This window comes from Pseudomonas sp. GD04015, assembly GCF_029837675.1.
Lineage (GTDB): Bacteria > Pseudomonadota > Gammaproteobacteria > Pseudomonadales > Pseudomonadaceae > Aquipseudomonas > Aquipseudomonas paralcaligenes.
This window is the reverse complement of sequence record NZ_JAOEEE010000037.1, coordinates 1-24,628: the sequence shown is the minus strand read 5'-3', so window position 1 is coordinate 24,628 and position 24,628 is coordinate 1. Positions and strand designations below refer to the sequence as shown.

25 protein-coding genes are annotated in these 24,628 nt (G+C 63.2%); 10 read left to right on the top strand and 15 right to left on the bottom strand.

The window, feature by feature from the left end:
* Positions 1-154 precede the first annotated feature (154 nt).
* The gene (locus tag N7640_RS21950) at positions 155-676 is read right to left on the bottom strand and encodes a hypothetical protein (protein ID WP_279902608.1); all 522 of its coding nucleotides are present in this window, start codon (positions 674-676) and stop codon (positions 155-157) included.
* Between the two features lie 195 nt (positions 677-871).
* On the opposite strand from N7640_RS21950, the gene N7640_RS21945 reads away from it, so the two are divergent.
* The 3 genes from N7640_RS21945 (at position 872) to N7640_RS21935 (ending at position 3,323) form a co-directional block, all read left to right on the top strand.
* Positions 872-1,285 carry an MAPEG family protein gene (locus tag N7640_RS21945; protein ID WP_279902607.1) on the top strand — a complete coding sequence of 138 codons (414 nt, stop codon included), beginning with the start codon at positions 872-874 and terminating at the stop codon, positions 1,283-1,285.
* 56 nt (positions 1,286-1,341) lie between these two features.
* Positions 1,342-1,818: a YcxB family protein gene (locus tag N7640_RS21940; RefSeq protein WP_279902606.1), complete on the top strand. Its 477-nt coding sequence runs from the start codon at positions 1,342-1,344 to the stop codon at positions 1,816-1,818.
* 206 nt (positions 1,819-2,024) lie between these two features.
* Entirely contained in the window at positions 2,025-3,323 is a 1,299-nt protein-coding gene (locus N7640_RS21935) for a class I SAM-dependent methyltransferase (RefSeq protein WP_279902605.1), read from the top strand.
* Between the two features lie 55 nt (positions 3,324-3,378).
* Here N7640_RS21935 and N7640_RS21930 read toward each other — a convergent pair whose 3' ends face one another.
* From N7640_RS21930 to N7640_RS21920, 3 genes are read right to left on the bottom strand one after another with little or no spacing between them, the layout of a single operon-like run.
* Positions 3,379-3,705, bottom strand: coding sequence for a DUF3325 domain-containing protein (locus N7640_RS21930; protein ID WP_279902604.1), 327 nt, complete (start codon positions 3,703-3,705; stop codon positions 3,379-3,381).
* Entirely contained in the window at positions 3,702-5,309 is a 1,608-nt protein-coding gene (locus N7640_RS21925) for a PepSY-associated TM helix domain-containing protein (protein ID WP_279902603.1), read from the bottom strand. The genes N7640_RS21930 and N7640_RS21925 overlap by 4 nt, the downstream gene beginning before the upstream one ends.
* Complete coding sequence (locus N7640_RS21920; protein WP_279902602.1) at positions 5,306-5,611, bottom strand: hypothetical protein; 306 nt, start codon at positions 5,609-5,611, stop codon at positions 5,306-5,308. Before N7640_RS21920 ends, N7640_RS21925 begins: the two co-directional genes overlap by 4 nt.
* A gap of 169 nt (positions 5,612-5,780) precedes the next feature.
* Between N7640_RS21920 and N7640_RS21915 the strand changes: the two genes are divergently transcribed.
* Positions 5,781-6,461, top strand: coding sequence for a response regulator transcription factor (locus N7640_RS21915; protein WP_220811134.1), 681 nt, complete (start codon positions 5,781-5,783; stop codon positions 6,459-6,461).
* 6 nt (positions 6,462-6,467) lie between these two features.
* On the opposite strand, the gene N7640_RS21910 is transcribed toward N7640_RS21915, so the two are convergent.
* Positions 6,468-8,456, bottom strand: a complete 1,989-nt coding sequence (locus N7640_RS21910; protein WP_279902601.1) for a TonB-dependent receptor — start codon at positions 8,454-8,456, stop codon at positions 6,468-6,470.
* 66 nt (positions 8,457-8,522) lie between these two features.
* On the opposite strand from N7640_RS21910, the gene N7640_RS21905 reads away from it, so the two are divergent.
* On the top strand, positions 8,523-9,875 hold the full coding sequence (locus N7640_RS21905) for a HAMP domain-containing sensor histidine kinase (RefSeq protein ID WP_279902600.1): 1,353 nt from the start codon (positions 8,523-8,525) through the stop codon (positions 9,873-9,875).
* 48 nt (positions 9,876-9,923) lie between these two features.
* Here the strand turns inward: N7640_RS21905 and N7640_RS21900 are convergent, their stop codons facing one another.
* The 3 genes from N7640_RS21900 to N7640_RS21890 form a co-directional block, all read right to left on the bottom strand.
* Positions 9,924-11,270, bottom strand: a complete 1,347-nt coding sequence (locus N7640_RS21900) for a hypothetical protein (RefSeq protein WP_279902599.1) — start codon at positions 11,268-11,270, stop codon at positions 9,924-9,926.
* Positions 11,271-11,790: 520 nt separating this feature from the next.
* Complete coding sequence (locus N7640_RS21895) at positions 11,791-12,516, bottom strand: RNA methyltransferase (RefSeq protein ID WP_279902598.1); 726 nt, start codon at positions 12,514-12,516, stop codon at positions 11,791-11,793.
* A complete protein-coding gene (locus N7640_RS21890; protein ID WP_279902597.1) occupies positions 12,516-14,153 on the bottom strand; it encodes an NAD(P)/FAD-dependent oxidoreductase in 1,638 nt (545 codons plus the stop codon). The genes N7640_RS21895 and N7640_RS21890 overlap by 1 nt, the downstream gene beginning before the upstream one ends.
* Before the next feature lie 348 nt (positions 14,154-14,501).
* Between N7640_RS21890 and rlmE the strand changes: the two genes are divergently transcribed.
* The 3 genes from rlmE to N7640_RS21875 all read left to right on the top strand — a co-directional run bounded on the left by rlmE (position 14,502) and on the right by N7640_RS21875 (position 16,202).
* The gene (gene rlmE, locus N7640_RS21885) at positions 14,502-15,122 is read left to right on the top strand and encodes a 23S rRNA (uridine(2552)-2'-O)-methyltransferase RlmE (RefSeq protein WP_279902596.1); all 621 of its coding nucleotides are present in this window, start codon (positions 14,502-14,504) and stop codon (positions 15,120-15,122) included.
* 216 nt (positions 15,123-15,338) lie between these two features.
* A complete protein-coding gene (locus N7640_RS21880) occupies positions 15,339-15,485 on the top strand; it encodes a transposase (RefSeq protein WP_279902595.1) in 147 nt (48 codons plus the stop codon).
* A gap of 399 nt (positions 15,486-15,884) precedes the next feature.
* Complete coding sequence (locus tag N7640_RS21875) at positions 15,885-16,202, top strand: DDE-type integrase/transposase/recombinase (protein WP_279902594.1); 318 nt, start codon at positions 15,885-15,887, stop codon at positions 16,200-16,202.
* A gap of 78 nt (positions 16,203-16,280) precedes the next feature.
* Here the strand turns inward: N7640_RS21875 and speB are convergent, their stop codons facing one another.
* The 3 genes from speB to N7640_RS21860 are packed head-to-tail and all read right to left on the bottom strand — an operon-like array spanning position 16,281 to position 19,253.
* Positions 16,281-17,240 carry an agmatinase gene (gene speB, locus N7640_RS21870; RefSeq protein WP_279902593.1) on the bottom strand — a complete coding sequence of 320 codons (960 nt, stop codon included), beginning with the start codon at positions 17,238-17,240 and terminating at the stop codon, positions 16,281-16,283.
* A gap of 54 nt (positions 17,241-17,294) precedes the next feature.
* Entirely contained in the window at positions 17,295-18,392 is a 1,098-nt protein-coding gene (locus N7640_RS21865) for a polyamine ABC transporter substrate-binding protein (RefSeq protein WP_279902592.1), read from the bottom strand.
* A 36-nt stretch (positions 18,393-18,428) separates the two neighbouring features.
* Positions 18,429-19,253: a carbon-nitrogen hydrolase family protein gene (locus N7640_RS21860; protein ID WP_279902591.1), complete on the bottom strand. Its 825-nt coding sequence runs from the start codon at positions 19,251-19,253 to the stop codon at positions 18,429-18,431.
* A 133-nt stretch (positions 19,254-19,386) separates the two neighbouring features.
* Here N7640_RS21860 and N7640_RS21855 point away from each other — a divergent pair, with 133 nt between their 5' ends.
* The gene (locus tag N7640_RS21855; protein WP_279902590.1) at positions 19,387-20,205 is read left to right on the top strand and encodes a helix-turn-helix transcriptional regulator; all 819 of its coding nucleotides are present in this window, start codon (positions 19,387-19,389) and stop codon (positions 20,203-20,205) included.
* Here N7640_RS21855 and N7640_RS21850 read toward each other — a convergent pair.
* The 4 genes from N7640_RS21850 to N7640_RS21835 are packed head-to-tail and all read right to left on the bottom strand — an operon-like array spanning position 20,188 to position 23,396.
* Positions 20,188-20,838, bottom strand: coding sequence for a flavodoxin (locus N7640_RS21850; protein WP_279902589.1), 651 nt, complete (start codon positions 20,836-20,838; stop codon positions 20,188-20,190). The genes N7640_RS21855 and N7640_RS21850 overlap by 18 nt on opposite strands.
* A gap of 13 nt (positions 20,839-20,851) precedes the next feature.
* Positions 20,852-21,490: an SDR family oxidoreductase gene (locus N7640_RS21845; protein WP_279902588.1), complete on the bottom strand. Its 639-nt coding sequence runs from the start codon at positions 21,488-21,490 to the stop codon at positions 20,852-20,854.
* A 17-nt stretch (positions 21,491-21,507) separates the two neighbouring features.
* Positions 21,508-22,437, bottom strand: a complete 930-nt coding sequence (locus tag N7640_RS21840) for an alpha/beta hydrolase (RefSeq protein ID WP_279902587.1) — start codon at positions 22,435-22,437, stop codon at positions 21,508-21,510.
* A gap of 59 nt (positions 22,438-22,496) precedes the next feature.
* Entirely contained in the window at positions 22,497-23,396 is a 900-nt protein-coding gene (locus N7640_RS21835) for an alpha/beta hydrolase (protein WP_279902586.1), read from the bottom strand.
* 114 nt (positions 23,397-23,510) lie between these two features.
* Between N7640_RS21835 and N7640_RS21830 the strand changes: the two genes are divergently transcribed.
* On the top strand, positions 23,511-24,431 hold the full coding sequence (locus tag N7640_RS21830; RefSeq protein ID WP_279902585.1) for a LysR family transcriptional regulator: 921 nt from the start codon (positions 23,511-23,513) through the stop codon (positions 24,429-24,431).
* Positions 24,432-24,628 lie beyond the last annotated feature (197 nt).

Below are 24,628 nucleotides of genomic sequence, written 5' to 3'. Positions count from 1 at the left end.
GGGCGGGTTGTCGGTGATTGCGGCGGGGCTGATCGCAGAGCGGGGAAAGTGCGGCGTGGGTCGATCCGGCTCAGAGACGAAACAGGCGCTTGCGGCAATGCCGAGCGCCTGGAGTCGACCGAGTGCTAGTGAGGAGCGTCCTCACTCACCCGTCTTATTCATTCCCCGGGTAGTTCAAGCGCACATGCGCTAGAGCACCACGCGAGACAGGCTTCAATGCGTATTGAACGGATCTTCCGGAGACGTATTGGGCTGAGTAAGAGGCCAGCTTGCCATTGGCAAAGTGGAGTTTCTCTTCTGCGCCCTCTTCATTGTTCAGCCGGAATTCACCCTCCTCGATCTTGGCGGAGTGCGCGTGCCTGATAAGAACGGCCGAATATTGCAGTTCCGGATCGATTGTCGGATCACCACTCCAGAAAACATATGCCAGATCAGTGTCGCCGATGCCCATGAACCGACCCTTCACAAGCTCGAAGAAGAGAATGCCTTCGCATGGATCGGTTGATTGCTCCACGGCATGACACTTGGGTTCTGCTACTTCGTACAGGCCGATGTAGTCTTCTAAATCCGTTTTCTGCGTGGTTGCGCAGGCACTCAATACAGAAACGGCCAGGATCAGACCCATCGACTTCAGTAATGCGGGCAAGCATGAGTCTTTAGGATTTTTCACCATCATTCCCTTTCGATAAAACTGTCTTTGCCGGAGCGGGGCGATATCAGCGCGCAGCCTGTCCGCAGTCAATTATCGAGGGTGTTTCTGTGAGGGGATCGACATGTGCCGGTCTTTGGCAGGGGATTAGAATGCCGACTCCAACATCTGTGATCGTGGGCGCCAGGCTTCCGGATACAGAAACGTGAGGTGCGGGACTTCATGCCACATGCCCTGATCATTCCCATGGCCGCGCACGTCGCGCTCGCTGCATTTCTATATGCGCTGCTCACTGCCGCACGAGCGCCCGCCATATGGGGAATCGGTCGCCGTGCCGATGGCAGCAATCCGTGGGCGGCCGTCGAGCCGCGCATCGGCGCCAACCTGTCCAATCAGTTCGAGTGGCCGCTGTTCTTTCATGTCGCGTGCCTGCTGCTTATCCAGTTCCAGTCGTCGAGCCTCGCTGCTCTGGCCCTGGCCTGGATGTTTGTCGCGGGGCGGGTCATGCACAGTGCAGTGCAGATATTCACCCGCAATGTCCGGCTCCGGGGTGTCGTGTTCACGGTCAACTTTCTTGCGGTGCTCGGCCTCTGGGTATTCGCTGCATTGGCTTTTGGCAACGGTTCTACAAACTAACAGCCCATATCGGCGGCATATATCGATGGGTATCGATCATGTATTGCGAGGCGTCGATGAAGTTCAGCTACACGCTCGATGAAAAAGAGGTCGTCAAGGCCATGCAATTACATGGAAAGGGGACAAAAAAAGTCCTTGCAGTCCTGGTTACCCTGGGCCTCGCCATCATTGCGGCCGGTACCGTTGCGGGGCATGTTTATCTATCCCTTGCCGCTGTCGCCTGTGGCGCGCTGGGCTATTTCGCGGTGCTCCATCTGACGATACCGTTCAACGCCCGGAAGCAATTCAGGGAGAACCGTGCCATTCGCAACGAGATAGCGGTGGGCGCCACCCAGGATGGCGTGAGTTTCACGAGCGACTCTGGCGAAAGCCGGTTGCAGTGGAGCGACATCCATAGGTGGAAGTGCGGCAATGGCATCTACCTGCTGTATGTCACGAGCCACATGTTCCACATCGTTCCTGCCCGCGCCATACCGGCCGAACCCCAATGGGTCGAGCTGCTCAGCACCCATGTCGGACCGGGACGGGTATAGGCGGCACGCTGCGGCTACCCGAGCGGTCCCGAACCCGACACGGATTCGCCGATCATAGCGCTCGTCAGGCGATATCCGTTTCCGCGGCCCGCGCGCTAGGATCGGATATCCGTCGACAGACCGATCGCCAAGGCGCTCGGCGCGGTTCCGGAGGGCTTCGCGAGGCCGGCCCTGGGGCCGCGAGGCGTCCGTCCGGGGAAAACAGCATGAAGCCGCTCAAGCTGAACCATACCCAGGCTGCCAGCCCCAGCCCGTCGTTCGTCACCCTGCTGCAGCACTTGCTGCGGAGGAGCGGCGGCGATTTCGCCATCCGCCTGTGGGATGGCACCGAGCTGCGCAGCGCTCCTTCCCAGCCCCCTCGTTTCACCCTGGTCTGCCGCACGCCCGCGGCGCTGCGTGCGTTGATGCTCGGCGGCGATCCGCTGCGGCTGGCCGAGGCGTACCTGCGCGACGATCTGGATATCGAAGGCGATCTGTTTGCCGCGATCACGCTCAAGGACCGCCTGCAGGATTTCCGCCCGGCCTGGCACCAGCGCCTGCGGATCGCCCTGCATACGCTGATGCTGCCTCGCGCGGGCGGCTCGGACGTCGCGCCCGGCTATCGCCGGCGCGTGAGGCGCCACACCCCGCGGGAGAACCGCGAGGCCATCGCCTTCCACTACGACCTTTCCAACGACTTCTACGGTCTCTGGCTGGACCCGGCGATGGTGTATTCCTGCGCCTACTTCGAGCGGCCCGACGCGAGCCTGGAGCAGGCCCAGCAAGCCAAGCTCGAACACATCTGCCGCAAGCTGCTGCTGCGCCCCGGCGAGCGCCTGCTCGACGTCGGCTGCGGCTGGGGCGCGCTGGTCATCCATGCGGCGCAGCACCATGGCGTGCACGCCCACGGCATCAGCCTCAGCCGCAACCAGCTGGAGGTGGCCCGCGAGCGGATCGCCCGGGCCGGCCTGAAAGACCGGGTGACGGTGGAGCTGCGCGACTACCGCGAACTGGAGGGCGAGGGGCGCTACGACAAGATCGCCAGTGTCGGCATGTTCGAGCACGTCGGGCTGCGCCGCCTGCCGCTGTACTTCGCCACCGTCCGGCGCTTGCTCAAGCCCGGCGGCCTGTTCCTCAACCACGGGATCACCAACGCCACCGAGGGCTGGCGGACCAGCGCCGGGACCCGCTTCATCAACCGCTACATCTTTCCCGACGGGCAGCTCGACACCATCGGCAACATCCAGCGGGCCATGGAGGTCGCGGGCTTCGAGATCGTCGATGTCGAGGCGCTGCGCCGCCATTACGCGCTCACCCTGCGGCAGTGGATCGCGCGCCTGGAGAGCCACCACGACGAGGCGCTGCGTCATGTCGACGAGTCGACCTACCGGGCCTGGCGGCTGTACATGGCCGCCAGCGCCCTGGAGTTCGAGTCCGGCGGCATCGGTATCTACCAGATCCTGGCCAGCGGCCGGGCGGACGGCACCTGCGAGCAGCCGCTGACCCGCCGCCACCTGTACCGCTGATACGGCCTGTCACAGCGAGCCGAATGAGCGGCCCAGGCCCATAGACGGCCGGGCTCTATCCGAGCAGGAAAAGCGACAGCGCAAGCGGTGGCGCGGCGATGCTCAGGGGGACGATGAGGCGAGGCCGATAGCTGAGCAGCAGCATCTGGGCGGCGGCCGCCAGGGTGAGTGCCGATGCCCAGAGTGCCAGGCCGATCGTGGGGCCGAGGCGAGTGGCGGCGGGGGCGATGGCGCAGGCCAGCAACGACCAGCCGAGCAGGCGCAGCAGCGTGCGCCTGGCTGTCGTCGTCTTGTTGCCCAGAGCCTGTTCGTAGTGGCGATCGATGGCCAGGCAGAGTGCCCCGAAGCCGCTGAAGCAGAGGGCCAGACAGAGTTCGATCATGTCGCGATCTCCTGGCCCGACCGAGCCGGCCGAGGCTGGCGTTGCCTGCCCTGGATGGGCTGGTGCCGCGCGACACCCACGGCAGCGTAGGCCAGCAGTGCCGCCACGGCCAGCAGGGTCAGGTCCATCCCGGCCACCAGCCAGTGGCCGTCGGCCACGGTTGCCAGCAGGCCGCTGTGTGGCAAGGTCAGGCCGAACAAGGGCAGGCCGGCGAACAGGATGGCGGCGAACAGCAGTTGCTCGATCCAGGCGCGCTTGTGGGTACGCAACAGCGGGTGCAGTAGGCTCAGCGCCCAAGCCAGGAAGAACGTGCGTATTTCCCAGTCGGCGCGTTGCTCCAGCCCCGCCGGCAGCAGGCGATTGGCCCAGAAGTAGGCTGCGATGGCCAGGGGCAGACCCGCCACGGTGCCGATATTGAGCACCTCCACCAGGCGATGGCCCTTCGGGGTATGCCCGAGCTTGCGTCGTTCCGGCAGGCGCTTGACCACCCAGAGCACCAGGCCGGTAGCGATCATCGCTGTGCCGAGCAGGCCGCTGAGGAAGAAGAACCAGCGCAGCGGTGGGCCGGCAAAGCGGATCAGGTGCAGGCCGGTGAACACGTTGTACGTGGCGCTGGCGGCGTTGATCGTGGCTGGTGGAGGGCTCGGCAACGGCTCGCCGGTCACGCCATTGAAGCGCACCCGTTCGCCGTTGCCGCGTTCGAGCAGGCTGTCGCCACCGCGCTGGCGAATCTCGACCACTGCGCGGCTGGTGCCGGGGGCGGTCACCTGGATGCTGGCGGCCCCTCGGTGCCAGTCGCGTTCCGCCCGGGCAAGAAGGGCGGCGATGTCCGCCATCGGCGCGGCCTCGGCGGGAGCGCGGCTACGCTCGTTCGCCCCACCGCGTTCCCCGCCACGGCCACCGGCTTCGTTGAAGAACGCCTGGCGGTCACCACGGTAGGCACTTTCCACGCCCCACGGCATGAGCATGAACATCAACAGCAGCAGGCCGCTGTAGGTGATCATGAAGTGGAAGGGCAGCGCCAGGACCGCCGTGGCGTTGTGCGCATCCAGCCAGGAGCGTTGTCCCTTGCGCGGGCGGAAGGTGAAGAAGTCCTTGAAGATCTTCTTGTGCGTGATCACGCCGCTGACGATGGCGACCAGCATGAACATGGTGGCCACGCCGACGATCCAGCGGGCGAGTTCGCGGGGCAAGCCGTAAAGCTCGAAGTGGAAGCGGTAGAGGAAGCTCCCGCCGCGGGTCTCGCGCACCTCCAGCGGCTCTCCGGTCGCAGCGTCCAGGACCAGCCGCGTGCCGCCGCCCTTGCCGATGCGTTCGCCCTGTTCGAACCACTGTACCTGCATCGCGGCGTTGCGCTCGCCGGGCAGGGTCACGCTCCACTGCGCGGCATCGGGCGCTACCCGCGCGAGCGTATCCAGGGCATGGCGGGCGCTCGTGTCGTCCGGCCTGGACGCATGCTGCTCGGGCTTCATCCAGAAGCTGATTTCCTCCTGGAAGAAACTCAGGGTGCCGGTTAGGAAAACGGCGTAGAGCAGCCACGCCAGGAGCAGGCCGGTCCAGGTATGCAGCCAGGCATTGGCCTGGCGAAAGCCCATGGGCTTCATGGCGTCGCTCCTCGTAGCAGCAGGTGCAGCGCCGGTATCGCGCAAAGCGCGCCCGCCACCAGCCAGGCGCGTAATGCGCTGGGGGCGGAGAACGCCCAGATCACCAAGGCGCAGTACAGCGCGAACGACAGTTGCGTGGCGGCCAGCACCGCCTGCGGGCGAGGTAGCGGCAGCGCCAGGGCAAGGCTTGCCGCGCCGAGCGCCGCGAACAGATAGCCGCCGCCGATCGCGAGCAGGGCGCGCGCGGCGATGCCCAGCCGATGACGCGCAGGTGGGGAAAGGAGGGCGTCAGGCCGGTGCATGGGGCACACCTGCATGACGGAAAGCCTGTTGCCGCCGGGACGATGAGAGGGAGCGTGGTATCCACATGGTATCTATTCGAAATGCTAATCGTAGTAATTTGATATGGTGTTCAGGTTCAACTATCCCAGCCCTGGCTGACCCAAGGCTGACGTGCGCGCGGTAAATGTCATGAAGTTGCTTGTCGTCGAGGACCACCCTTCATTGCGGGATCTGCTGCTGAAGCACTTGCAGCGCAGCGGTTTCGTGGTCGATGTCGCGGAGCACGGCAAGCAGGCGCTGGCAATGCTCGCGCTCAGCCGCTACGACGCGATGCTGCTCGATCTCGGTCTGCCCGACATGGATGGCCTGGCGCTGCTTTCCGCACGTTCATCCACCCGCAACGCCGACCTGCCCTGCATCATCCTCACGGCCTGCGATGCGCTGGAGCAGCGTATCGCCGGACTGGATGCCGGCGCGGACGACTATCTGCTCAAGCCCTTCGAGATGGCGGAGCTAGAAGCCCGCCTGCGCGCGGTGCTGCGCCGGCCGGGGCAGCGTGCCGAGCGCCGCCTGCAACTGGGCAACCTGAGCTTCTGCCAGGAAAGCCGCGACGCCCACGTCGACCAGCGCCCGCTGCTGCTGTCGAAGCGCGAGATGGCCCTGCTCGAAGAACTCTTGCGCAGCGCGCCCCGCGTGGTGATCAAGGATCAGCTCGAGGAGCGGGTCTACGCACTCAGCGAAGCGGTCACGCCGAACGCGATCGAGGCGTTGGTGTCGAGGCTGCGGCGCAAGCTGGCGGAAGCCGGCGCCGACAGCGGCATCGAAACCCTGCGCGGGCTCGGCTACAGGTTGGCGCCGAGCCCGACCTGACCCTCCTCAGAAGCTGAGTGATACGCCCACGTTCAGGCGCCGACCGTCCAGCGTCTTGCCGTAGTCCTCGCTGGAAATGTCCTTGTCGAACACGTTGTACAGGCCGGCGTAGATATCCAGGTGCTTGTTCACCCGGTACAGCCCGCCGAGGTCGACCAGGGTGTAGGCCGGGCGCTGCTCGAGGTCTTCGTCGGAGACGGTCTCGCTCTTGTAGCGGGCCTTGGTCCACAGGTTCAGGCTGTCCGTCGCCCGCCAGTCCAGGCCGACGTTGAACATGTGCTTGGGCAGGTTGTTGAACGGTTTGCCGACGTCGTCCGGCGAGGCTTCCGACTCGGTGATCTCGCTGTCGGAGAAGGTGTAGTTGGTCTTCAGGTCCACCCTCTCGCCAAGCGGCATGTTGAAGAAGAGTTCCACGCCACTGAGTTCGGCGGCGTCCTGGTTGACGTACTGGTTGATGGTCTGCCGGGGAGCGATGCCGTTGACCGTGCAGGTCGGTGCCGAGGCCGGGCTGGTGCAGTACAGGCGCTTATCGATCTTGTCCTCGAACTCGGTGAAGAACACCGTCGCGCCGGAGCGGATGCCGTTCACGGCGTCCCACATCAGGCCCAGCTCGTAGTTGATGCTGCTCTCGGGCTTGAGATCGCTGTTGCCCATGTCATAGGAGCGGCCACGCCCCGCGTTCTCGACGATGCTGCTGTCGGCCTGCTTGAGCGAGGGCGCCTTGTAGCCGCCGCTGACCCCGCCCTTGAGCACCCACTCGTCGCTGAAGCGATAGACGCCGTACAGGCGCGGAATGATTTCCTCGCCGTAGTGTTCGTTCTCGTCGTAGCGCAGGCCGGCGGTCAGCGAGAAGGCGTCGGTGAGGTAGTACTCGTCCTCGATGAACAGGGCGCGCTGCCAGCGCTCCAGCTCCATGTCCGTGCCATAGAAGCGGCCCTGGTCGTGCTCGATGGTTTCCCACTTGTACTCGCCCCCCACGGTGATCGTGTGGCGCTCCAGGGGGATGACGGTCTTGCTGTTGATCAGATCGTTGGAGTAGGTCGATTCGGAGCTGCCGTTCTCGATCTCTTCCTTGGCCGTGGTGGCGAAGGTGGTGGTGCGGATATTGTCGCCCCAGTCCAGGTCATGGGTGATGCCGTAGTGGGTGCGGACATTGTCCATGTCGCCCGCCGCGCCGCTTTTCTCGGTGCGCTCGTTGTCGCTTTCGTTGCGGCCCGCTTCGAGCTGGAAGCTGTGCATGTCGTTGACGACGATGTCGAGCAGCGCCGTGTTGTCGATGGCGGTCTTTTCCGGATAGCCGCCGACGATCTCGTCCTCGTCCCGGTGATGACGCGAGCCGTACACGCTCAGCGCCAGGTGTTCCTGCACCAGCGGGCCGCTCAGGTAGTAGCGGGCCTGGTTGGCGCCGCCGGCGTCGCCGTCCTCGTGCAGCAGCCTGTCGTAGCTGACGGTGCCGGACCATTCGCGGGCGGTGGCCTTCTTGGTGATGATGTTGATGACCCCGGCCAGCGCGCTGGAGCCGTAGAGCGAGGACATCGGTCCGCGGATCACCTCGATGCGTTCGATGGCGGACATCGGCGGCAGCCAGCCGAACTGGGTCGCGCTGCCGAAGCCATTGTAGTAGGCCTCGCCGGAGGCCCCCAGCGGTTTGCCGTTGACCATGAACAGGGTGTACTGCTCGCCGAGACCGCGGATGTTGATCGATGTGCTTTCCAGCTTGCCGCCGGCGCCGCCTTCGATGGAGACCCCGGGAATGTCTTGCAGGGCGTCGGTCACGTCACGGTAGTATTTGCCCTCCAGTTGTTCCTTGCCGATCACGGTGATCGATGCCGGCGCCTCGATCAACTGCTGCTCGTAGCCCGATGCGGTGACCACGATATCGTTGAGGCTGAGCCCTTCGGCGGCGTCTTCGGCCAGGGTGAGCGTCGGCAGAGCGGCGGTCGCCAGAGCCAGGGCCAGCGGGCGGAAACGGTGTGAGCGATTGACGTGATGCATGAGTAGCAGACTCCCCCATGAAAATAATACAAATGATAAGTAATCTCATTTTTGTGGGCGGCGACTATGCCACCGCTTGCTGACGACAAGCTGACGGGAAGCGGTCGCTCGGTACGGCGCAGCCTGCGCGGGCGCATGCTGGTCGCGCTGCTGCTGGTGTTCGTCCTGGGCTTCGCCAACCTGGCCGTGCACCTCTACGGCACCCGCGACGAGTTGCGCCGGGCCGTATTGGCCATCCAGGCGAGGGCGGTCAGCGAGGACGTGCGGGGCGTGGACGATGTGCAGCGCCTGCCGCGCAACTACGCCGGCGGGGAGCTGGGCTACACGCTTTATTCGGCGGACGGCAAGGTGCTGTGGTTTTCCGAGAACCTGGACAGGCCCCGGCGCTTGCGCACCGTCATGCTCGAGCGTGAGAGCAGCTGGTGGCGCTGGAGTCCCTTCGGGGGAGAGGTGATCAATGTGCCGGTGCGCCTCGCCGACGGCACGATCCTGATGGTCACGCGCAATGACGCCCAGGAGCGCTCGACGATCGACGACCTGCTGCTCGATCGGCTGCGCCAGAGCCTGGTGATCATGCTGCCGCTGGGGCTGGTTTCGGTTTCGCTGATCCTCTGGCTGCTGCACTGGACGCTGCGTCCGGTGCGCCGTGCGGCACAGCTGGCAAAAGGCATCGGGCCGCGCCATCCCGCCCGCCGTATCCCGCTGGCCGACCTGCCTGGCGAGATCCACCCGCTGGCCGAGGCGGCCAATTCCGCGCTGGACCGACTGGCGGCCGCCTATGCCGCCGAACGACGTTTCGTCGCCGATGCAGCCCATGAACTGCGCACGCCGCTGACCGTGCTCGACCTGCGCCTGCAGGATGCCAGGGATAGCCAGAATCCCGACTGGCCGGCTCTCGAACAGGAAATGCGCCAGATGCGTCGCCTGGTCACCCAGTTGCTCGAACTGGCGCGCCAGGATGGCGCCTCGGCGGAGCAGGGCGGCGCCCCGCGCGTGGCCAAGGTTTCACGCATGGCCCGGGAGGCCGTCGCGGCACTGCTGCCCCTGTTCGAGGCGCAGCAACGCACCATCGAAGTCGAGATCGAGGATGGTCTGCTCTGTCGCGGCAACACCGATGAGTTGCGCGACGCACTGACGAATCTGCTGGAGAACGCACTGGTCCACGGCGCCGGCGATGTGCGCCTGACGCTATGGCAGGAGAAGGACTCGGTGATTCTGGAAGTGGGCGACCAGGGCCGGGGCGTGCCGAAGGAGGATCAGGAGGCGATGTTCCAGCGTTTCCGCAAAGGTCGGCAGAGCAGCGGCGGGACCGGACTGGGGCTGGCCATCGTCCGCCGTATCGTGGAAAACGCGAACGGGACCGTCGCGTTCGTCGATGAGCGGCCAAGCACCTTGCGTATCGAGCTGCCTCGCGGTTGATGGCATGAGCCAACCTCCGGGCAACGGGTGCCCGGAGGTTGTCACAGGTCACTCCAGCAGCTGTTCGAGGCTCGGGTCGCGGATCACGCGCTGTATTTCCTGCGGTTCCGCATTGCCGGGCAGCGCCATCTTCAGCTTCATGCCGGCGGCTTTCCGACAGGCGTTCACGCCGTCCGCGTAGATGCCGCTCATGTCGCATTTCCACTGATAGAAGTTCACCAGCCCGCCCGACATCTGGAGGCTGTAGTCCGTGCTCCGGGTACCCGGGGTGAACGCATGGCCTGCCGGGATGTTCTGGAACCACTTCATCCATTCAGGCGAGCCCACCGCCGGCGGGTCTGCCTGGAACAGCGGATTCATGATCGCGGTCTGCGGCGCTTCGGCGGTCATGTGGCAGCTCAGGCAGGAACTGTTGGGGTTGTCCACCGGGCCGTTGAGGCGACCGTTCCAGCCCAGGTGGGTCGGCGGCAATTCCTGGGTGTCGGCATTGATGGCGGTCTGTTGCAGTGCGGTGTTGATCTTGGTGACCGTCGGCTCCGGGTTGGTGAATTCGTTGCTGGTGACCTCCGGATCGTTACCCCACATGATTCCCACCGGCACCAGGTTGTCCCAGCCGGCCTTGCCGGTCTTGGCACCGTTGTACTGGAAGGTGCCGAAGATCCAGCCGGTCTCGCTGATGCGGGTGTCGCGCACGGCGATGTCCATCTGGATCAGGGCGACTTCCTTCACCTCGCGGTTGGCGGACGCGAAGGTCTCGGTGATGTAGCCCTGCCACAGCACCGGGTTGGCCAGGAACGGCACCGTGCTGCGGTCGATGTCGGCGAACAGCGCCTTGCACACCACGGTGCCGTTGGCGAAGCTGTTGGGCTTGGAGGTGTAGCTCGGGTCAGGGTTCTGCGGGTCCTTCCAGACCTGGCCGATGGTATAGGCGCCGATGTCGTTGTAGATGCCCACCGCATAGGTCTGGCCGGTTTCGGTCTGTTCGGGCGCCAGCTGCTTGACCTGGATCTGCGCTTCCTTGGTCAGCCCGTGGATGCCTTCGCGCCCCAGCGGGCCGTAGTGCTGCCAGGGCATGTGGTACCACGACCGCACCTTGTTGTTCTGCACGTACCAGTCGGCCTCGACGTTGCCTTCCAGGCAGTAGTCCTTCACGGCGTCCATATAGGTGCGCCAGGTCTCGAAGTTGTTGTCAGGCTTTTCCGGCAGCTGCTTGAAGAACTCGGGCAGCGTGTCCTTGGGTGGGGTGGTGGGGTAGTCCTGGCTGAGGACGAAGGAGGAGCCCTTGTAGTCGTCCGGCGGTGCGTAGCCATAGTCGGGGTAGGTTCCGGCCTGGGCCGCGACGCTGAACAAAGTAGCCGTCACGGCCAGTGCAGCAGGCTTTCCATGGTGCTTCATGTCGATCATCTCCTTGATAGGGCGAACGCCTGGCATCGTTCGGGCACGTGCCCGTGGACGCAGGGTCTCCTTTTTATTTTTCTGGGGGCTCGGTTCTGGCCGAGACCGGCTTCACGGGTGAACTGGATGGCGGGTGGTTTACCTCCTCGGCAGCGCCGGACGAACCAATGCGCTCAGGCCCCGGCGATCTGCCCGGGATGAGGGAAAGGGAGAGAGTGAGGATGGTGTGCGGGGGGACGCGAGGGATGCTGCATGTCGACTCCTGTCGATCGCTACCGTTCTTCCTTGCTATCAGGTGTAGGTCATTTCCAGGAAAGCGCCATCCTTTTCAGCACAATTCGTGAATACGGATCGGCGTCGGCCCCACTCACCTTGCGTCAGTCAGGGGCCAAGTTGGGCGGTGTGGCATCGCCGCATCGCCAGCGCGCCCTTGGCCCATCGATGGGCGCGCCGTGGTTCAGACCGTTTGTGCCAACCCGCTGGAGCAGAAGCCATCGGGGCGTATGTCCCGATCGATCCGCTATCTGTTCAATTCGTAGGCGCACATGTTGACCGTCGCGGCCAGGTTCAGCGATTCGATGGAGCCACACCCGGGGATGGTGAAGGGCCGGGCACCCAGGGCGGCCAGCTGCTCGCGGGGCACGCCGCGCGCTTCGTTGCCGAACAGATAGCAATCTGACGCCCTGAAGCTGGGGGACTGCAGGCTGTCGCCATTCATGTCCAGGCAGGCGATGCGCTCGAAGCGCGTGCGCAGGGTGTCCAGTTCCACATCCAACTCCATGGGCGCGTGGAAGATGGCACCCATGCTGGAGCGCACAACCTTGGGGTTGTACGGATCGACGCTGCCGGGGCTGAGCAGGCAGCGAAAGTTGCCGAACCAGGCCAGGGTACGCAGGATAGTGCCGAGATTGCCCGGGTCCTGGATTTCATGCAGGTAGATGGCACGCTCGTCGGCTGCGGGAGCCGGCGCGGCCGTCGCCGGCATCGGCACCAGGGCGATGATGCCCTGCGGGGTCTGGGTGTCGGCGATCTGCGCCATCTGCCGGTCGCTGATCACGTGGGTCTTGAACGGGCTCTGCCAGTGCTCGTAGACGGCGGTCACATACAGCTGGCTGCGCTGCAGCAGCGGATTCTTCAGGGCCGCTTTCTGCAACTCTAGTAACAGGTGCTCGCCCTCCACCAGAAAATGGCCGAACTCGGCCCGGTACTTCTTCTGGTGAAGCTTCTTGATGTCGTCGAGTTTCATCAGCGTGGCGCCCGGTCGCTCTGCGTTTCCGCGGACAGAAGCGACCTGGCCACCGCCTCGGCGACCTTGATGCCGTCCACGCCCGCCGACAGGATGCCGCCCGCATAGCCGGCACCCTCGCCGGCCGGGTACAGGCCGCGCAGGTTGAGGCTCTGCAAGGTCTCGTGATCGCGGGTGATGCGCACAGGGGAAGAGGTGCGGGTTTCGATGCCGGTGAGCACCGCATCGTCGCGGTCGAAACCGCGTATCTGCTTGCCGAATGCCGGCAGCGCCTCGCGGATGGCCTCGATCGCGTACTCCGGCAGCGAGGGTGCGAGATCGCCCAGGCGCACGCCGGGCTTGTAGGAGGGTTCCACCTCGCCGAACTCGCTCGACGGCACGCCACGGATGAAGTCGCCCACCAGTTGCGCGGGCGCGCAGTAGTCGCTGCCGCCCAGCTGGTAGGCGCGCGATTCGAGGCGCTCCTGGAACTCCACGCCGGCCAGCGGACCGCCCGGGAAATCCTGCTCGGGGTTGATGCCCACGACGATGCCGGCATTGGCGTTGCGTTCGTTGCGCGAGTACTGGCTCATGCCGTTGGTCACGACGCGCTCCGGCTCGGACGTGGCCGCCACCACCGTGCCGCCGGGGCACATGCAGAAGCTGTAGACGGCGCGACCATTCCTGGCGTGATGCACCAGCTTGTAGTCGGCGGCGCCGAGTTCCGGATGGCCGGCGTACTTGCCCAGCCGGGCCTCGTCGATCAGGCCTTGCGGGTGTTCGATACGGAAGCCCACGGCGAAGGGCTTGGCCTCCATGAACACGTCCTGGCGGTGCAGCATGCGGAAGGTATCGCGGGAGCTGTGGCCCAGTGCGAGCACGACATGGCGGCTGCGGAGTGTTTCGCCACTGGCCAGCACCACGCCTTCGAGCTGGCCTTCGTCGATCAGCAGGTCGGTCACCTTGCTCTCGAAGCGTACCTCGCCACCGAGGGCGATGATTTCCTCGCGCATGGCGGCGACCACGCCGGTGAGGCGGAAGGTGCCGATGTGCGGCTTGCTCACGTACATGATCTCTTCCGGCGCGCCGGCGCGAACGAACTCATGCACCACCTTGCGGGCGTAGAACTTGGGGTCCTTGATCTGGCTGTATAGCTTGCCATCCGAGAACAGGCCGGCACCGCCCTCGCCGAACTGCACGTTGGATTCCGGGGTCAGGACCTTCTTGCGCCACAGTGCCCAGGTGTCCTTGGTACGGCTGCGCACATCCTTGCCGCGCTCCAGCACGATGGGTTTGAAGCCCATCTGTGCGAGCAACAGTGCCGCGAACAGTCCGCAGGGACCAAAGCCCACGATCAGGGGCCGCTCGCTCAGATCGGCGGGCGCCTGCCCCACGGGGTAGTAGCGGGTGTCCGGGGCTGGGCGCACATTGTGGTCATCGGCGAAGCGCGCCAGGATGGCCGCCTCGTCGCGGGCCTCCAGATCGATGATGTAGATGAACAGGATGACGCTGTTCTTCTTGCGGGCATCGTAGCTGCGCTTGAAGACGGTGAAGTTCAGCAGATCGGCGTCGCCGATACCCAGGCGCTTGACGATGGCCTGGCGCAATTCGTCGGCGGAGTGATCGAGGGGCAGGGACAGTTCGTTGATGCGAATCATGACGGTAATCCTGGCCGGTGAATCCGGCAAAGGAAGCAACTGAGAGGGGGAAGGCGTGAATTGTACCCGCCGCCGCCGGGGCCTGTCAGGCTGGCCCGACGCGCGCCTGGGGCAATCGGGTGAAAGCCCTAGGAAATCCCGTCATTCCCGCGCAGCCTGGAGTCCATGCGCAGGTCAGGACATAGCGTCCCTGGGTCCCCGCCTTCGCGGGGACGACGGGGCGTTGCGCGCACGCCTGCCCGGCGGATACAGCCTGCGCGGTGTTATCGGCTTATAATCGCTGCCATTTCGCGTCCAGCGTTCGCCGCGCTGGTCCGCCTCCCACCTTGGATGTCTCCTGGCTCTCACATGAAACGCTCCAAAAGCAGCAGCCGCTGGCTGAACGAACACGTCAACGACCCCTACGTCAAACGGGCGCAGAAGGACGGCCTGCGCTCCCGCGCCAGCTACAAGCTGATGGAGCTGAACGAGAAGGACAAGCTGATGCGCCCCGGCATGCTGGTCATGGACCTGGGCTCTGCCCCCGGCGGCTGGTCGCAGGTGGCCGGCAGAATCGTGGGCGAGAAGGGACGGGTCATCGCCAGCGACATCCTGCCGATGGACCCGCTGGACAACGTCGACTTCATCCAGGGCGATTTCACCGACGACGGCGTGTTCCAGCAGATTCTCGACGCGATCGACGGCAACCAGCCCGACCTGATCATTTCCGACATCGCCCCCAATATCAGTGGTGTCGCTGCCGCCGACCAGGCCGCCTCGATGTACCTGGTCGAACTCGTCCTCGACATGGTCCGGCAGGTGCTCAAGCCCAATGGCAACTTCGTGGCCAAGGTGTTCCAGGGCGAAGGCTCCGACGAATACCTGAAGGACGTTCGCACCTCGTTCGAGAAGGTGGTGATACGCAAGCCAGAGGCGTCGCGGCCGCGGTCGAGGGAGGTCTATCTGGTGGCCAAGGGATTCAAGGGATAAGGCGCTCGGACTCCGTAGGGGCGTTTGAGCGAGAGCGATAGCCTAGGTCCGCCTGCCGGTTGTACCTCCATCCGCGACTGGTATTCGGCCACGCGGCTCGATAACCATACTCGGGCATGTCCGCTGTACCAGCGGTGCATCTACAGCAGGACCGAACAGACCAGGGCATGCCCTACGGCCACCTTAGGTGGATAATGCCCACCGCAAGGAGTGCTCATGACCCAGACCAGACGACGTTTTCCCGAATCCTTCAAACGCGAGGCGGTAGACCAGGTGCTTGCCGGCACGCCGCTTCGTCATGTCGCCGAGACGCTCGGCATCGCTGAAAGCCTGCTGGGCAAATGGAAGCGCCAGGACGAATAGCAAGGTGACGATGCCTTTCCGGGCATGGCAAGCAGTGTGGGTGAGAGCGCGGAGCTGTGTCGACTACGCCAGCAACTGGCTCAGGTCACCATGGAGCGCGACGTATTAAAAAAGCGCTCGCCATCTTCTCGCAGCCCACGAAGTGAGGTTTCGCGCCATCGAGGCGTTGGCTGGTCGTTACCCCGTAGCACCGATGTGCCGGTTGTTGCGGGTGCCGCGCAGCGGTTTCTATGCCTGGCAACAGCGATCACCTTCGGCGAGAGAGATGGAGAATCGGCGTCTGAGCAAGGAGATCCGCACCATCCACCACGAGGTGAATGGGATCTATGGCCACCGCCGAATCAAGGCTGAGTTGCGGCCATGGGGCATCCGTGTGGTCGGCACCGGGTTGCTCGACTGATGCGCGAATCCGGTCTGCGCGTTCGCTCGCGTAAGCGCTGGCGGCTGGTTTCCAGCAGTCGTCACGCTCTGCCGATTGCCCCAAATCACCTGGATCGCCAGTTCGCCTCAGATCGCGCCAATCGGCACTGGGTCTCGGACATGACCTACGTGCGGACGGCCCAAGGCTGGTTGTATCTGGCCGTGGTGCTCGATCTCTATTCACGCGCCGTCGTCGGTTGGGCGATGCACCATCGCATGCAGCTTCGAGTACATCCGCTTTTAAAATCACCGTCGCCGCCACTCGACGCTTGGCTATCTCGGCCCGATGGAGTTTGAGTGGCAAAATGCGAGCAGTAGCTCTTAGCTATCTGCCCACCAGTTCTGACAGGCCAGTAAGGCTTGAAATCGGCATCTTCAACGATGCTGGACACCCGGTAATACGCAGAGCATTTCATACAGCAGATTGGCACCTAGCAGGGAGGTATTGCCACTGGTGTCATAGGGTGGCGAGACTTCCACCAAATCGCAGCCAATGATGTCCAAAGCTTGGCAGCCTCGGATGATTTCTATCGCCTGGATCGTAGTCAGCCCACCGATCTCCGGAGTTCCAGTGCCAGGGGCCCAGGCGGGATCAATGCCGTCGATATCGAACGACAGGTATACCGGGCCACCACCTACCTTGTTGCGCACCTCGGCCATTAGTGGCTCCAGAGAGCGGTGCCAGCACTCCTCCGCCGTCACTACACGGAAGCCTTGTTTGCGGCTCCAGTTGAAGTCTTCAGCCGTGTAACCCTGCGCGCGCAGTCCGATTTGCACCACACGCTGGCAATCCAGAAGGCCTTCTTCGACCGCACGCCTGAAGGTGGTCCCATGGGCGATCTTCTCACCGAACATGACGTCGTTTACGTCCGCATGGGCGTCGATATGTACCAGGCCAACCTTGCCGTACTTTTTGTTGAGGGCACGCAGGATCGGAAGGGTAATTGTGTGGTCACCTCCCATAGTCAACGGTGTGATGCTGTGGCCGACAATCTCATCGTAGGCAGCCTCAATGATTCTCACGGCCTCAGCCAGGTTGAAGGTATTGATTGCCACGTCACCGATATCCCCCACATTCAGCGAGTCGAACGGAGCTGCACCCGTTGCCATGTTGTAAGGGCGAATCATGACCGACTCGGCACGGATTTCTCGCGGGCCAAATCGGGTTCCTGAACGCAGCGAAGTTCCGATATCCAGCGGTACGCCAATGAAGGCTGCGTCCAGTAATTGCTTCTCGTCGACAGTTTGGATGTGTGGCAGCCGCATCATGGTTGCGATGCCGCCGAAGCGTGGCATCTCATTACCGCTCAGCGGCTGATGGAATACTTTGTTCACGGATGCTCTCCCGTCCTGCTCTACCTTTAATGTCGATCTGATTTTTTTGCCCGATCAAGTGTCGTTCTTGATCTTGCTCCAGGTGCGGGTGCGCACGCGCTCCAGCTTCAGCGGCAAGGTCTCTAGGGGGAATAGGCTGTCCATGACCGACGCCGGTGGATACAGCATGGGGTCGTTGCGCAGGTGCTCGTCTACCAGTGCGGTGGCGTCCCGATTACCGTTGGGATAACCGACATAGTTGGAGTTCTTGGCGGTGATCTCGGGACGCAGTATGTAGTCGAGGAACTGGTAAGCCTGCGGTGAATTTGGAGCATCCTTGAGCACCACCAGGGTATTGACCCACAGCGGAGCGCCTTCACGTGGGATGCTGTAGGCGAGTTTCACACCGTTGCCGGCATTCTCGGCGTTGAGCTTGGCGCCGTAGACCGAGCCGCCCCAGCCGACCACCACGCAGATGTCGCCGTTGGCGAGGTCAGTGGTGAACTTGGCTGAGTTGAAGTAGCGAATGTAGGGGCGGATTTTACGCATCAGCGCCTCGGCCTTTTGGTAGTCGCCGGGTGTCTTGCTATTGGCGGGCAAGCCCAGATAGTGCAGAGCGATGGGTAGGATCTCGACCGGCGCGTCCAGCATGGCCACGCCACATTGGCTCAGCTTGGCGATGTTGTCCTTGTTGAAGATCAGTTCCCAGGAATCCACTGGCGCATCTTCGCCGAGCAGTTCACGCACCTTGTCGACGTTGTAGCCGATGCCGGTGGTACCCCACATGTAGGGAATGGCGTAGCGGTTGCCGGGATCATTCACTTCCAGCTTGCCCATGATGTCTGGAGCCAGGTGCGACCAGTTAGGCAGCTTGGAGCGATCCAACTCCTGCAGCAGCCCGGCCTTGGCGAAGTTGGGCAGCAGGTCGTTGGGCACGACTACCACGTCATAACCACTGCGCCCAGCCATGAGCTTGCTCTGCATCACCTCGGCGTCGTCGAACACATCCAGCACAGTGGCGATGCCGGTCTCTTGCTGAAATTCCTTGGGTGTTTCCGGGGCAAGGAAATCAGACCAGTTGTACAAATGTACCGTCGGCGTATCGGCTTGCGCGCTACCCTGGCCGACAAGTAGTGCGGCGAGGCTAAGGGCGAGTAAAGACTTGCGCTGCATGGTGGCTCCTTGGGGCATTATTGTTTGTGGTAGGAATCAGGCGCGTTGAGGGATAAGAAGGTCGCGGCGGCCGTCGGCATGGTCGATACGCTCGCCAGGCAGGCTGAAGCGACGGTCGGCGTGGTAATCGTAGAGGCCACGCGCGCTGGCGATACGTGTCATGTCCAGGCGCAGGCTGTGCCGGCACTCCTCCTGGCCTGCCTCGAACAGCGATTGCCCAAAGGGATCCACCACAATGCTGCCGCCAGCAAAAGTCAGGTTGTCGATCCCCGTACCAACCCGGTTGACCATGGCGACGAAGCACTGATTTTCCTGGGCGCGGGCGGTCACAGCGGTGTGGTGTACCCTGCCGTAGGGCTGCATGTTGCCGTCAGTGATCAACACCAGTTCTGCGTCTAGCTCGGCCAAGGCACGGGCGCTCTCCGGGAACTCGCAGTCGTAACAGATCAGCAGTCCGATGCGCACGCCACGCCACTCGACCGTGCTGTAGCGTTCTCCGGCCTGCACCAGCTCACCTTCGCCGACCCACAGATGGGTCTTGCGGTAGCTTAGGGCGATGCCGTCGGGCGTCACCAGCACGCTGGTGTTGTAGTAGCGACCCCGGTCGTGCTCAGTCAGGCCGACCACCACGCCGACATTGCGCTCGCGCGCCGCCTGCTGGATGGCGCACAGGCTAGGGCCGTCCAGTGGTTCGGCAAGGCTGGCGAGGTTGTCCGGGCTGGGGAAACCGGTGATCAGCGATTCGGGGAACACCAGGATATCGGTGTCGGCCTGGCATGTGGCGATGGCCGCCAGGGTGCGCTGCAGGTTGTGGGCGGTGTCGCCATCGCGTCCGGCCATCTGTACGAGTTCGAGCCTCATGAACCAACCCTGTTGTTGTAGGTGATCTCCGGAAACACCATGACTTTCCGAAGGGGCGATGCAAGTATGTGTTTTCATTCCGGATTTCATATCACCCCGATTAGCTAACCCAGGGAGTAGTGGAGATGGGCCTGTGACCCTGCAGGATCTGGCGTGGCACCGCGCCGTCGGCCAGTTGATCGAGCGTCTCGATCAGCCGGGCTTCTGGCTGGCGCTGAGCCGCCTGTTGCAGGACTACGTGCCGGCCGACAGCTGGGTCGTCCTACTATTCGATCAGGGTCGTCCGCGGGTGTTTGCCGAGAGTGTCTACGAGGGTGGTGGCAGCGACCCGCTGTATGGCGACTATCTCCAGGGCCTGTATTTACTCGATCCCTTTTACATCGCCAGCCGCGAGCATCCCGGCAGCGGCCTGGTGCGCCTGGCCGACGTGGCTCCCGAGTGCTTCGAGCAGACCGACTATTACCGCCTGTACTTCACCCACAACGTGGTCGCTGACGAGGTGCAGTTCAACGCCCAGCTGGATGGGGAGCGAACCCTGTGCCTGTCGCTGGGCAGCAAGTGCCGCTTCACGCCAGAGCAAATCGCAGTGCTGGAGCTGATTCGACCCTGGGTGATCGCGCTGATGCGCCAGCGCATGGCCTTCGAGCCGCCCGCCGAGACGCAGACAGCGGAAGGCGGGCTGGAAGCGGCCATGCAGCACCTGGGCGCGGGGCTGACCTCGCGAGAGGTGGACGTGGTGCGCCTGATGCTCGCCGGCTGCTCGAACAAGGAGGTGGCGCGCAAGCTGGACATCTCGGCTGAGACGGTGAAGGTGCATCGACGGCATCTATACGCCAAGCTCGCCATCAAGTCGCAGTCGGAGTTGTTTGCGCTGTTTATACGGACGCAAGCCCCACGCTTGGCTGGCGCAAGTGCCAGCTTGAAGGATGACGACTCAAGGAGCGGCTCGTGAGCCAAACCATTCTTCGTCGATAGCCTTGAGCATCTTCTCCGGCGTCAGCTGCTGGGTCATGCGCCCGCGCAGGACATGGCGATGCTCGAAGGAGCGCGCACCACGGGCCATCACCTTGGCCTGCAGCCGGGCGATGTGATCGTCGCCGAAGTGGCTGTTGAAGGTGTTGAACAGCACGACGTGCTGGCCGTCGAAGCGGTTGTGCTCAACGAAGGCCCAGATCGGCGGCGCCGGGCTGTAGAGCCATACGGGTGAGCCAAGCCAGACGCTGTCGAACGCAGTGAGGTCGATAGTGCTTGGCGCGATCTCGGGCAGCGCTTCGGGCTTTTCCTTGAGCGCGTTGGCGTCTTTGAGCGCATGCGCCAGGCCGCCCATGCCAAGCTGATAGGCCGGTGCCTGCAGCGCAATCAGCTGTGCATCGAGTCGTTTGGCCACATGGCGTGCCGCCAGGGCGGTGTTGCCCGAGCGCGAGAAGTACACCACCGCCGTGCGTGAAGCGCCCACCTGACCGCTATAAGGCTGCTCACCTTCCAGCTTGCGCGCCTGACGGCTCTCGATCCAGGTAACGGCCAGCAACACCAGCACCGCCAGCGCAACAGGCAGGCCCAGCAGCAAGGCAATCCACTTGAGCATCGTCGGCCTCGCGTTACATGAAGTAGGGCTTGTCGCCCTCAGTGTTAGGTTTGTTCACGCCCAGATTGGCATTCACGTGCAACTGAGGGGCTGTGATGATCTGCACGATCAGTTCGGCCACGCTCCGGCGTGAGACCACGGTGCCCCTGAACGGCTCGTTTCTGGCGGTGATCTCGTAGTCCACCTCGTCCTCATCGGTCAGCCAGGCCGGGCGCAGGATGGTGAAGTCCAGGCCCGAGGCTTCTACGGCATCCGCGGCGCGGCGGTAGGGTTTGAGGTCCTCACCGATGGTGGCGCGGTTCCACTCGCCGAACGTGCCGGGAACCTCGTCATAAATGCCCAAGGACAGGACGAACACCAGGCGCTTCACCCCGGTGGCCTGCATGGCTGCGATGACGGCCTGGGCCTGCTTGTCCAGGTCTTCACCGGCCAGATTGGCGTAGACGATGTCCTGCCCGGCCATCACCTGGCGCAGCAGCGTCCTGTCGAGGACATCGCCGATCACCACTTGTGCGTTGTTCGGCTCCTCGCCGCTTAATTTCTTGGGGTTGCGCAGCAGCAAGGTCTGCTGCACGTCATTTTTCTGCCCCAGACCCCGGGCCACCCGGTGGGCGATCTGCCCGCTGGCGCCGAGGATGAGTACCTTTTTCATATCAGCTTCTGCTCTGATTACAGGTGTTGTTTGAAGAAGGGGATGACTTGCGCCATGGCCAGGGCGACCGGCTCCGGCTGATCGTAAAGGTCATAGTGCGACCAGCCTTCGGCCACAAAGATCTGCTTGGCCTTCGACGCCGCCCGTCCGTAGATCTCCCAGCCATCGCGATAGGCACCGAAGGCGCCGGGCTTATCACCGATGACCACCAGCAAGGGTTGGGTCAGCAGAGTTTCGGCGTGGGCAAAGGCATCCCAGGCAATTGCCGCGCTGTTGAAGGAGAACAGACCGCTGGTGGCACCATTGGGCTGCTGACCACGCGCTGACTTGTAGTAGTCGGTGGCTTCCAGCACATCGATATCGGTCAGGCCTGCCTGCTTGCCCGCTTCGACCGATTCAGGCAGATAGTTGATGACGTGGCGCGCCGCGCCCTTGGCTTCCGCCGTGCGCTGTTGGGCCATGGCCGTCAATGCACCTACCGGATCGAACTGGGTAAACCCCTCACGCATCAGGCGCCCGAAGTTCACTCCGGTAATCGATGTGAGCGCCTTGATCCGATGGTCGGTGATGGCAGCACTGACGGTATAAGCACCACCCCCACACACACCAATGGCGCCAATGCGGTTCTCATCCACATAGGGCAGCGTCACCAGGTAATCGATGGCGAAGCGAATGTCGGAGACGCGAATGGCCGGGTCTTCGATAAAACGTGGCTCACCGCCGCTGGCACCCTGGAAGCTGGCGTCGAATGCCAGTACCACGAAGCCAGCCTGTGCTAGCTGACGGGCATAAACGCTCCCCGAGGTCTGCTCCTTGCAGCTGCCAATCGGGTGGGTGCTGACGATAGCGGGATAGGTTTTGCTCTGGTCAAAATCCGTTGGCAGGTACAAGTCGGCTGCGCTGTCCCAGCCGAGGTTGCGGTAGGTGACGTGCTGGATATTGTTCATGGGGTGGTCTCCTGGGCAACCGGCGGGAAGGGCTCGGCTGCTCTCAATCGGTGGGTGGATTACAGGCGGGTCTGGAAGAACTGGGTCAGTACCGCGACGGTTTCGTCCACATAGGGCTGCTTGTCGTACAGCGACATGTGGTTGGCCCCCTCGATCAGGTGCATGCTCTTGTCGCTGCTGGCGGCACGCGCCAGGAGGTCATCGCTCATCCATTTGCTACCCGCCTGGGTGCCCGCCACGATCTGCAACGGCTGGGTCAGGAAAGCCTCGGCCTTGTGGTAGGCGTCGTAGGTGATGATCTGCGGCAGGCTGCGCGCAGTCATGAAGCCCGGTGCATTGGGGTGCTGCGCGCGCGGGGTGTGGTAATACTCCCAGGCCTCGCGCAGTTCTTCGTTCGGCGCATCTTCTTCGCGCATCGGTGCCAGCGGCAGGGTCGCCAGCTCAGCGCTCTTGGCGTCGCTGCTACGTGCCTGAGAACCGTGCTCGATGTACGACAGGGCATCGGCATCCTTGACGGTGTTTTCCCAGCCATTGCGGAACATCTGACCAATGTTGACGGCGCTGACCGTGCCGACAGCCTTGATGCGACGGTCGTTGATCGCCGCATTGGCGGTGTAGCCGGCGCCGGCACAGATGCCCATCGCACCGATACGAGCCGCATCGACGTAAGGCAGCGTGGTCAGGTAGTCGACCACTGCACTGATATAGGGGTTCTCCAGCTGGCGCGGCACACCGGTGCTCTCGCCTTGGTAGGAGGCATCGAAGGCGATGGCCAGCAATCCCTGTTCAGCCAGCTTCTGCGCATACAGACCGGAAGCCTGCTCCTTCACACCCCCGCCCGGATGAGCGACGACGATGATCGGATACTGTTTGCTGGCATCAAAACCAGCCGGTTGATGGATGACGGCGGCAAGAGTGATGCCTTGGCCGTTGAGGGTGGGGATGCTGACTTTCTGCATGATCTGGGCTCCAGTATTGAGCGTCCGGGTGTCGCTCGATGGAGTTATCCTAGGCCCAGGTTTGTTTTAGAAAAATATGCAAAACTCGACATGAGACGTTAGGAATCCTTAACAATGTCGATCAATCCCTCGTTGCTCCCAGCGTTGGCCTGGTTCGTCCATATCGCTCGTCACCGCAGCTTTACCAAGGCGGCGACCGAGATGGATATGTCCCGTGCAGCGTTGTCACAGCACCTCAAAAGCCTGGAGCAACAGCTCAACGTGCGGCTGCTGCATCGCACCACACGAGACATGTCGCTGACTGAAGAAGGCCAGCGTCTGTTCGATGCCTTGGCCCCGGCCCTGAAGATGATCGATACGGCAGTCACCGAGTTGGGGGAGGTGCAGGCCGCACCCACCGGTCTGATCCGAGTGAATGCCTCGCGCATCGCCGCACGCACCTTGCTGGAGCCGTACCTGGGCGAGTTTCTCGCCCGCTATCCGGGACTGCGTCTGGAGATGGTGCTCAATGACGGCATCTCCAACATCATCGCTGACGGTGCCGATGTCGGAATTCGCCTGGGCGAGAGTCTGGACGAACACATGGTGGCCGTGCCGATTACCCCGCGTATCGAGATGGCAGTTGTAGGCTCGCCGGCCTACTTCAAGCGCTACGGTATTCCACAGACGCCAGCGGAACTCGGCCAGCACAACTGTCTGGCGTATCGCTTCACCAGTAGCGGCACGCTGGATCGCTGGTCGTTCACCGAGCCGGATGGCGATGGGCATACCCAGGTGTTCGAGCCGAGCGGCAGTGTGGTGTTCAACGATGACGAGAGCATGCTCAAGGCTGCCATCCAGGGCGTCGGTCTGATCAAGTACCTCGATATCTGCGTGCTTGAGCAACTGGAGTCGGGGGAACTGGTGAGGGTACTAAAACCCTGGTGCCCGTCTTTCCCTGGCTTCTACCTCTACGCCCCTACACGTGCGCAGATGCCGGCCAAGGTGAGAGCGTTGATCGACTTCCTTGTAGAGAAGCGATCACTGCTGGGCTGACTTTGTGGCTTCAGAAGCGAAGATCATGACTGACTGCTTATAGCCGCTAGTAGTCTTTCGCGAGCATCTCTCTTATCGCCGAAGTAGGTGTTGTGAGAGGGCTGCTTTGGCCGCAGATTAATCACAACGGTACACCTAGTCCCTACGGAATTTTATTCTCAAGGTGCGAGCTCTATTGTGGCCTGTTTGGAGCCCGA

Excerpts from the sequence above, each read along its gene's own strand:
- N7640_RS21950 (WP_279902608.1), bottom strand. The coding sequence starts at position 676 with ATGATGGTGAAAAATCCTAAAGACTCATGCTTGCCCGCATTACTGAAG.
- N7640_RS21945 (WP_279902607.1), top strand. The coding sequence starts at position 872 with ATGCCACATGCCCTGATCATTCCCATGGCCGCGCACGTCGCGCTCGCT.
- N7640_RS21940 (WP_279902606.1), top strand. The coding sequence starts at position 1,342 with ATGAAGTTCAGCTACACGCTCGATGAAAAAGAGGTCGTCAAGGCCATG.
- N7640_RS21935 (WP_279902605.1), top strand. The coding sequence starts at position 2,025 with ATGAAGCCGCTCAAGCTGAACCATACCCAGGCTGCCAGCCCCAGCCCG.
- N7640_RS21930 (WP_279902604.1), bottom strand. The coding sequence starts at position 3,705 with ATGATCGAACTCTGTCTGGCCCTCTGCTTCAGCGGCTTCGGGGCACTC.
- N7640_RS21925 (WP_279902603.1), bottom strand. The coding sequence starts at position 5,309 with ATGAAGCCCATGGGCTTTCGCCAGGCCAATGCCTGGCTGCATACCTGG.
- N7640_RS21920 (WP_279902602.1), bottom strand. The coding sequence starts at position 5,611 with ATGCACCGGCCTGACGCCCTCCTTTCCCCACCTGCGCGTCATCGGCTG.
- N7640_RS21915 (WP_220811134.1), top strand. The coding sequence starts at position 5,781 with ATGAAGTTGCTTGTCGTCGAGGACCACCCTTCATTGCGGGATCTGCTG.
- N7640_RS21910 (WP_279902601.1), bottom strand. The coding sequence starts at position 8,456 with ATGCATCACGTCAATCGCTCACACCGTTTCCGCCCGCTGGCCCTGGCT.
- N7640_RS21905 (WP_279902600.1), top strand. The coding sequence starts at position 8,523 with ATGCCACCGCTTGCTGACGACAAGCTGACGGGAAGCGGTCGCTCGGTA.
- N7640_RS21900 (WP_279902599.1), bottom strand. The coding sequence starts at position 11,270 with ATGAAGCACCATGGAAAGCCTGCTGCACTGGCCGTGACGGCTACTTTG.
- N7640_RS21895 (WP_279902598.1), bottom strand. The coding sequence starts at position 12,516 with ATGAAACTCGACGACATCAAGAAGCTTCACCAGAAGAAGTACCGGGCC.
- N7640_RS21890 (WP_279902597.1), bottom strand. The coding sequence starts at position 14,153 with ATGATTCGCATCAACGAACTGTCCCTGCCCCTCGATCACTCCGCCGAC.
- rlmE (WP_279902596.1), top strand. The coding sequence starts at position 14,502 with ATGAAACGCTCCAAAAGCAGCAGCCGCTGGCTGAACGAACACGTCAAC.
- N7640_RS21880 (WP_279902595.1), top strand. The coding sequence starts at position 15,339 with ATGACCCAGACCAGACGACGTTTTCCCGAATCCTTCAAACGCGAGGCG.
- N7640_RS21875 (WP_279902594.1), top strand. The coding sequence starts at position 15,885 with ATGCGCGAATCCGGTCTGCGCGTTCGCTCGCGTAAGCGCTGGCGGCTG.
- N7640_RS21865 (WP_279902592.1), bottom strand. The coding sequence starts at position 18,392 with ATGCAGCGCAAGTCTTTACTCGCCCTTAGCCTCGCCGCACTACTTGTC.
- N7640_RS21860 (WP_279902591.1), bottom strand. The coding sequence starts at position 19,253 with ATGAGGCTCGAACTCGTACAGATGGCCGGACGCGATGGCGACACCGCC.
- N7640_RS21850 (WP_279902589.1), bottom strand. The coding sequence starts at position 20,838 with ATGCTCAAGTGGATTGCCTTGCTGCTGGGCCTGCCTGTTGCGCTGGCG.
- N7640_RS21845 (WP_279902588.1), bottom strand. The coding sequence starts at position 21,490 with ATGAAAAAGGTACTCATCCTCGGCGCCAGCGGGCAGATCGCCCACCGG.
- N7640_RS21840 (WP_279902587.1), bottom strand. The coding sequence starts at position 22,437 with ATGAACAATATCCAGCACGTCACCTACCGCAACCTCGGCTGGGACAGC.
- N7640_RS21835 (WP_279902586.1), bottom strand. The coding sequence starts at position 23,396 with ATGCAGAAAGTCAGCATCCCCACCCTCAACGGCCAAGGCATCACTCTT.
- N7640_RS21830 (WP_279902585.1), top strand. The coding sequence starts at position 23,511 with ATGTCGATCAATCCCTCGTTGCTCCCAGCGTTGGCCTGGTTCGTCCAT.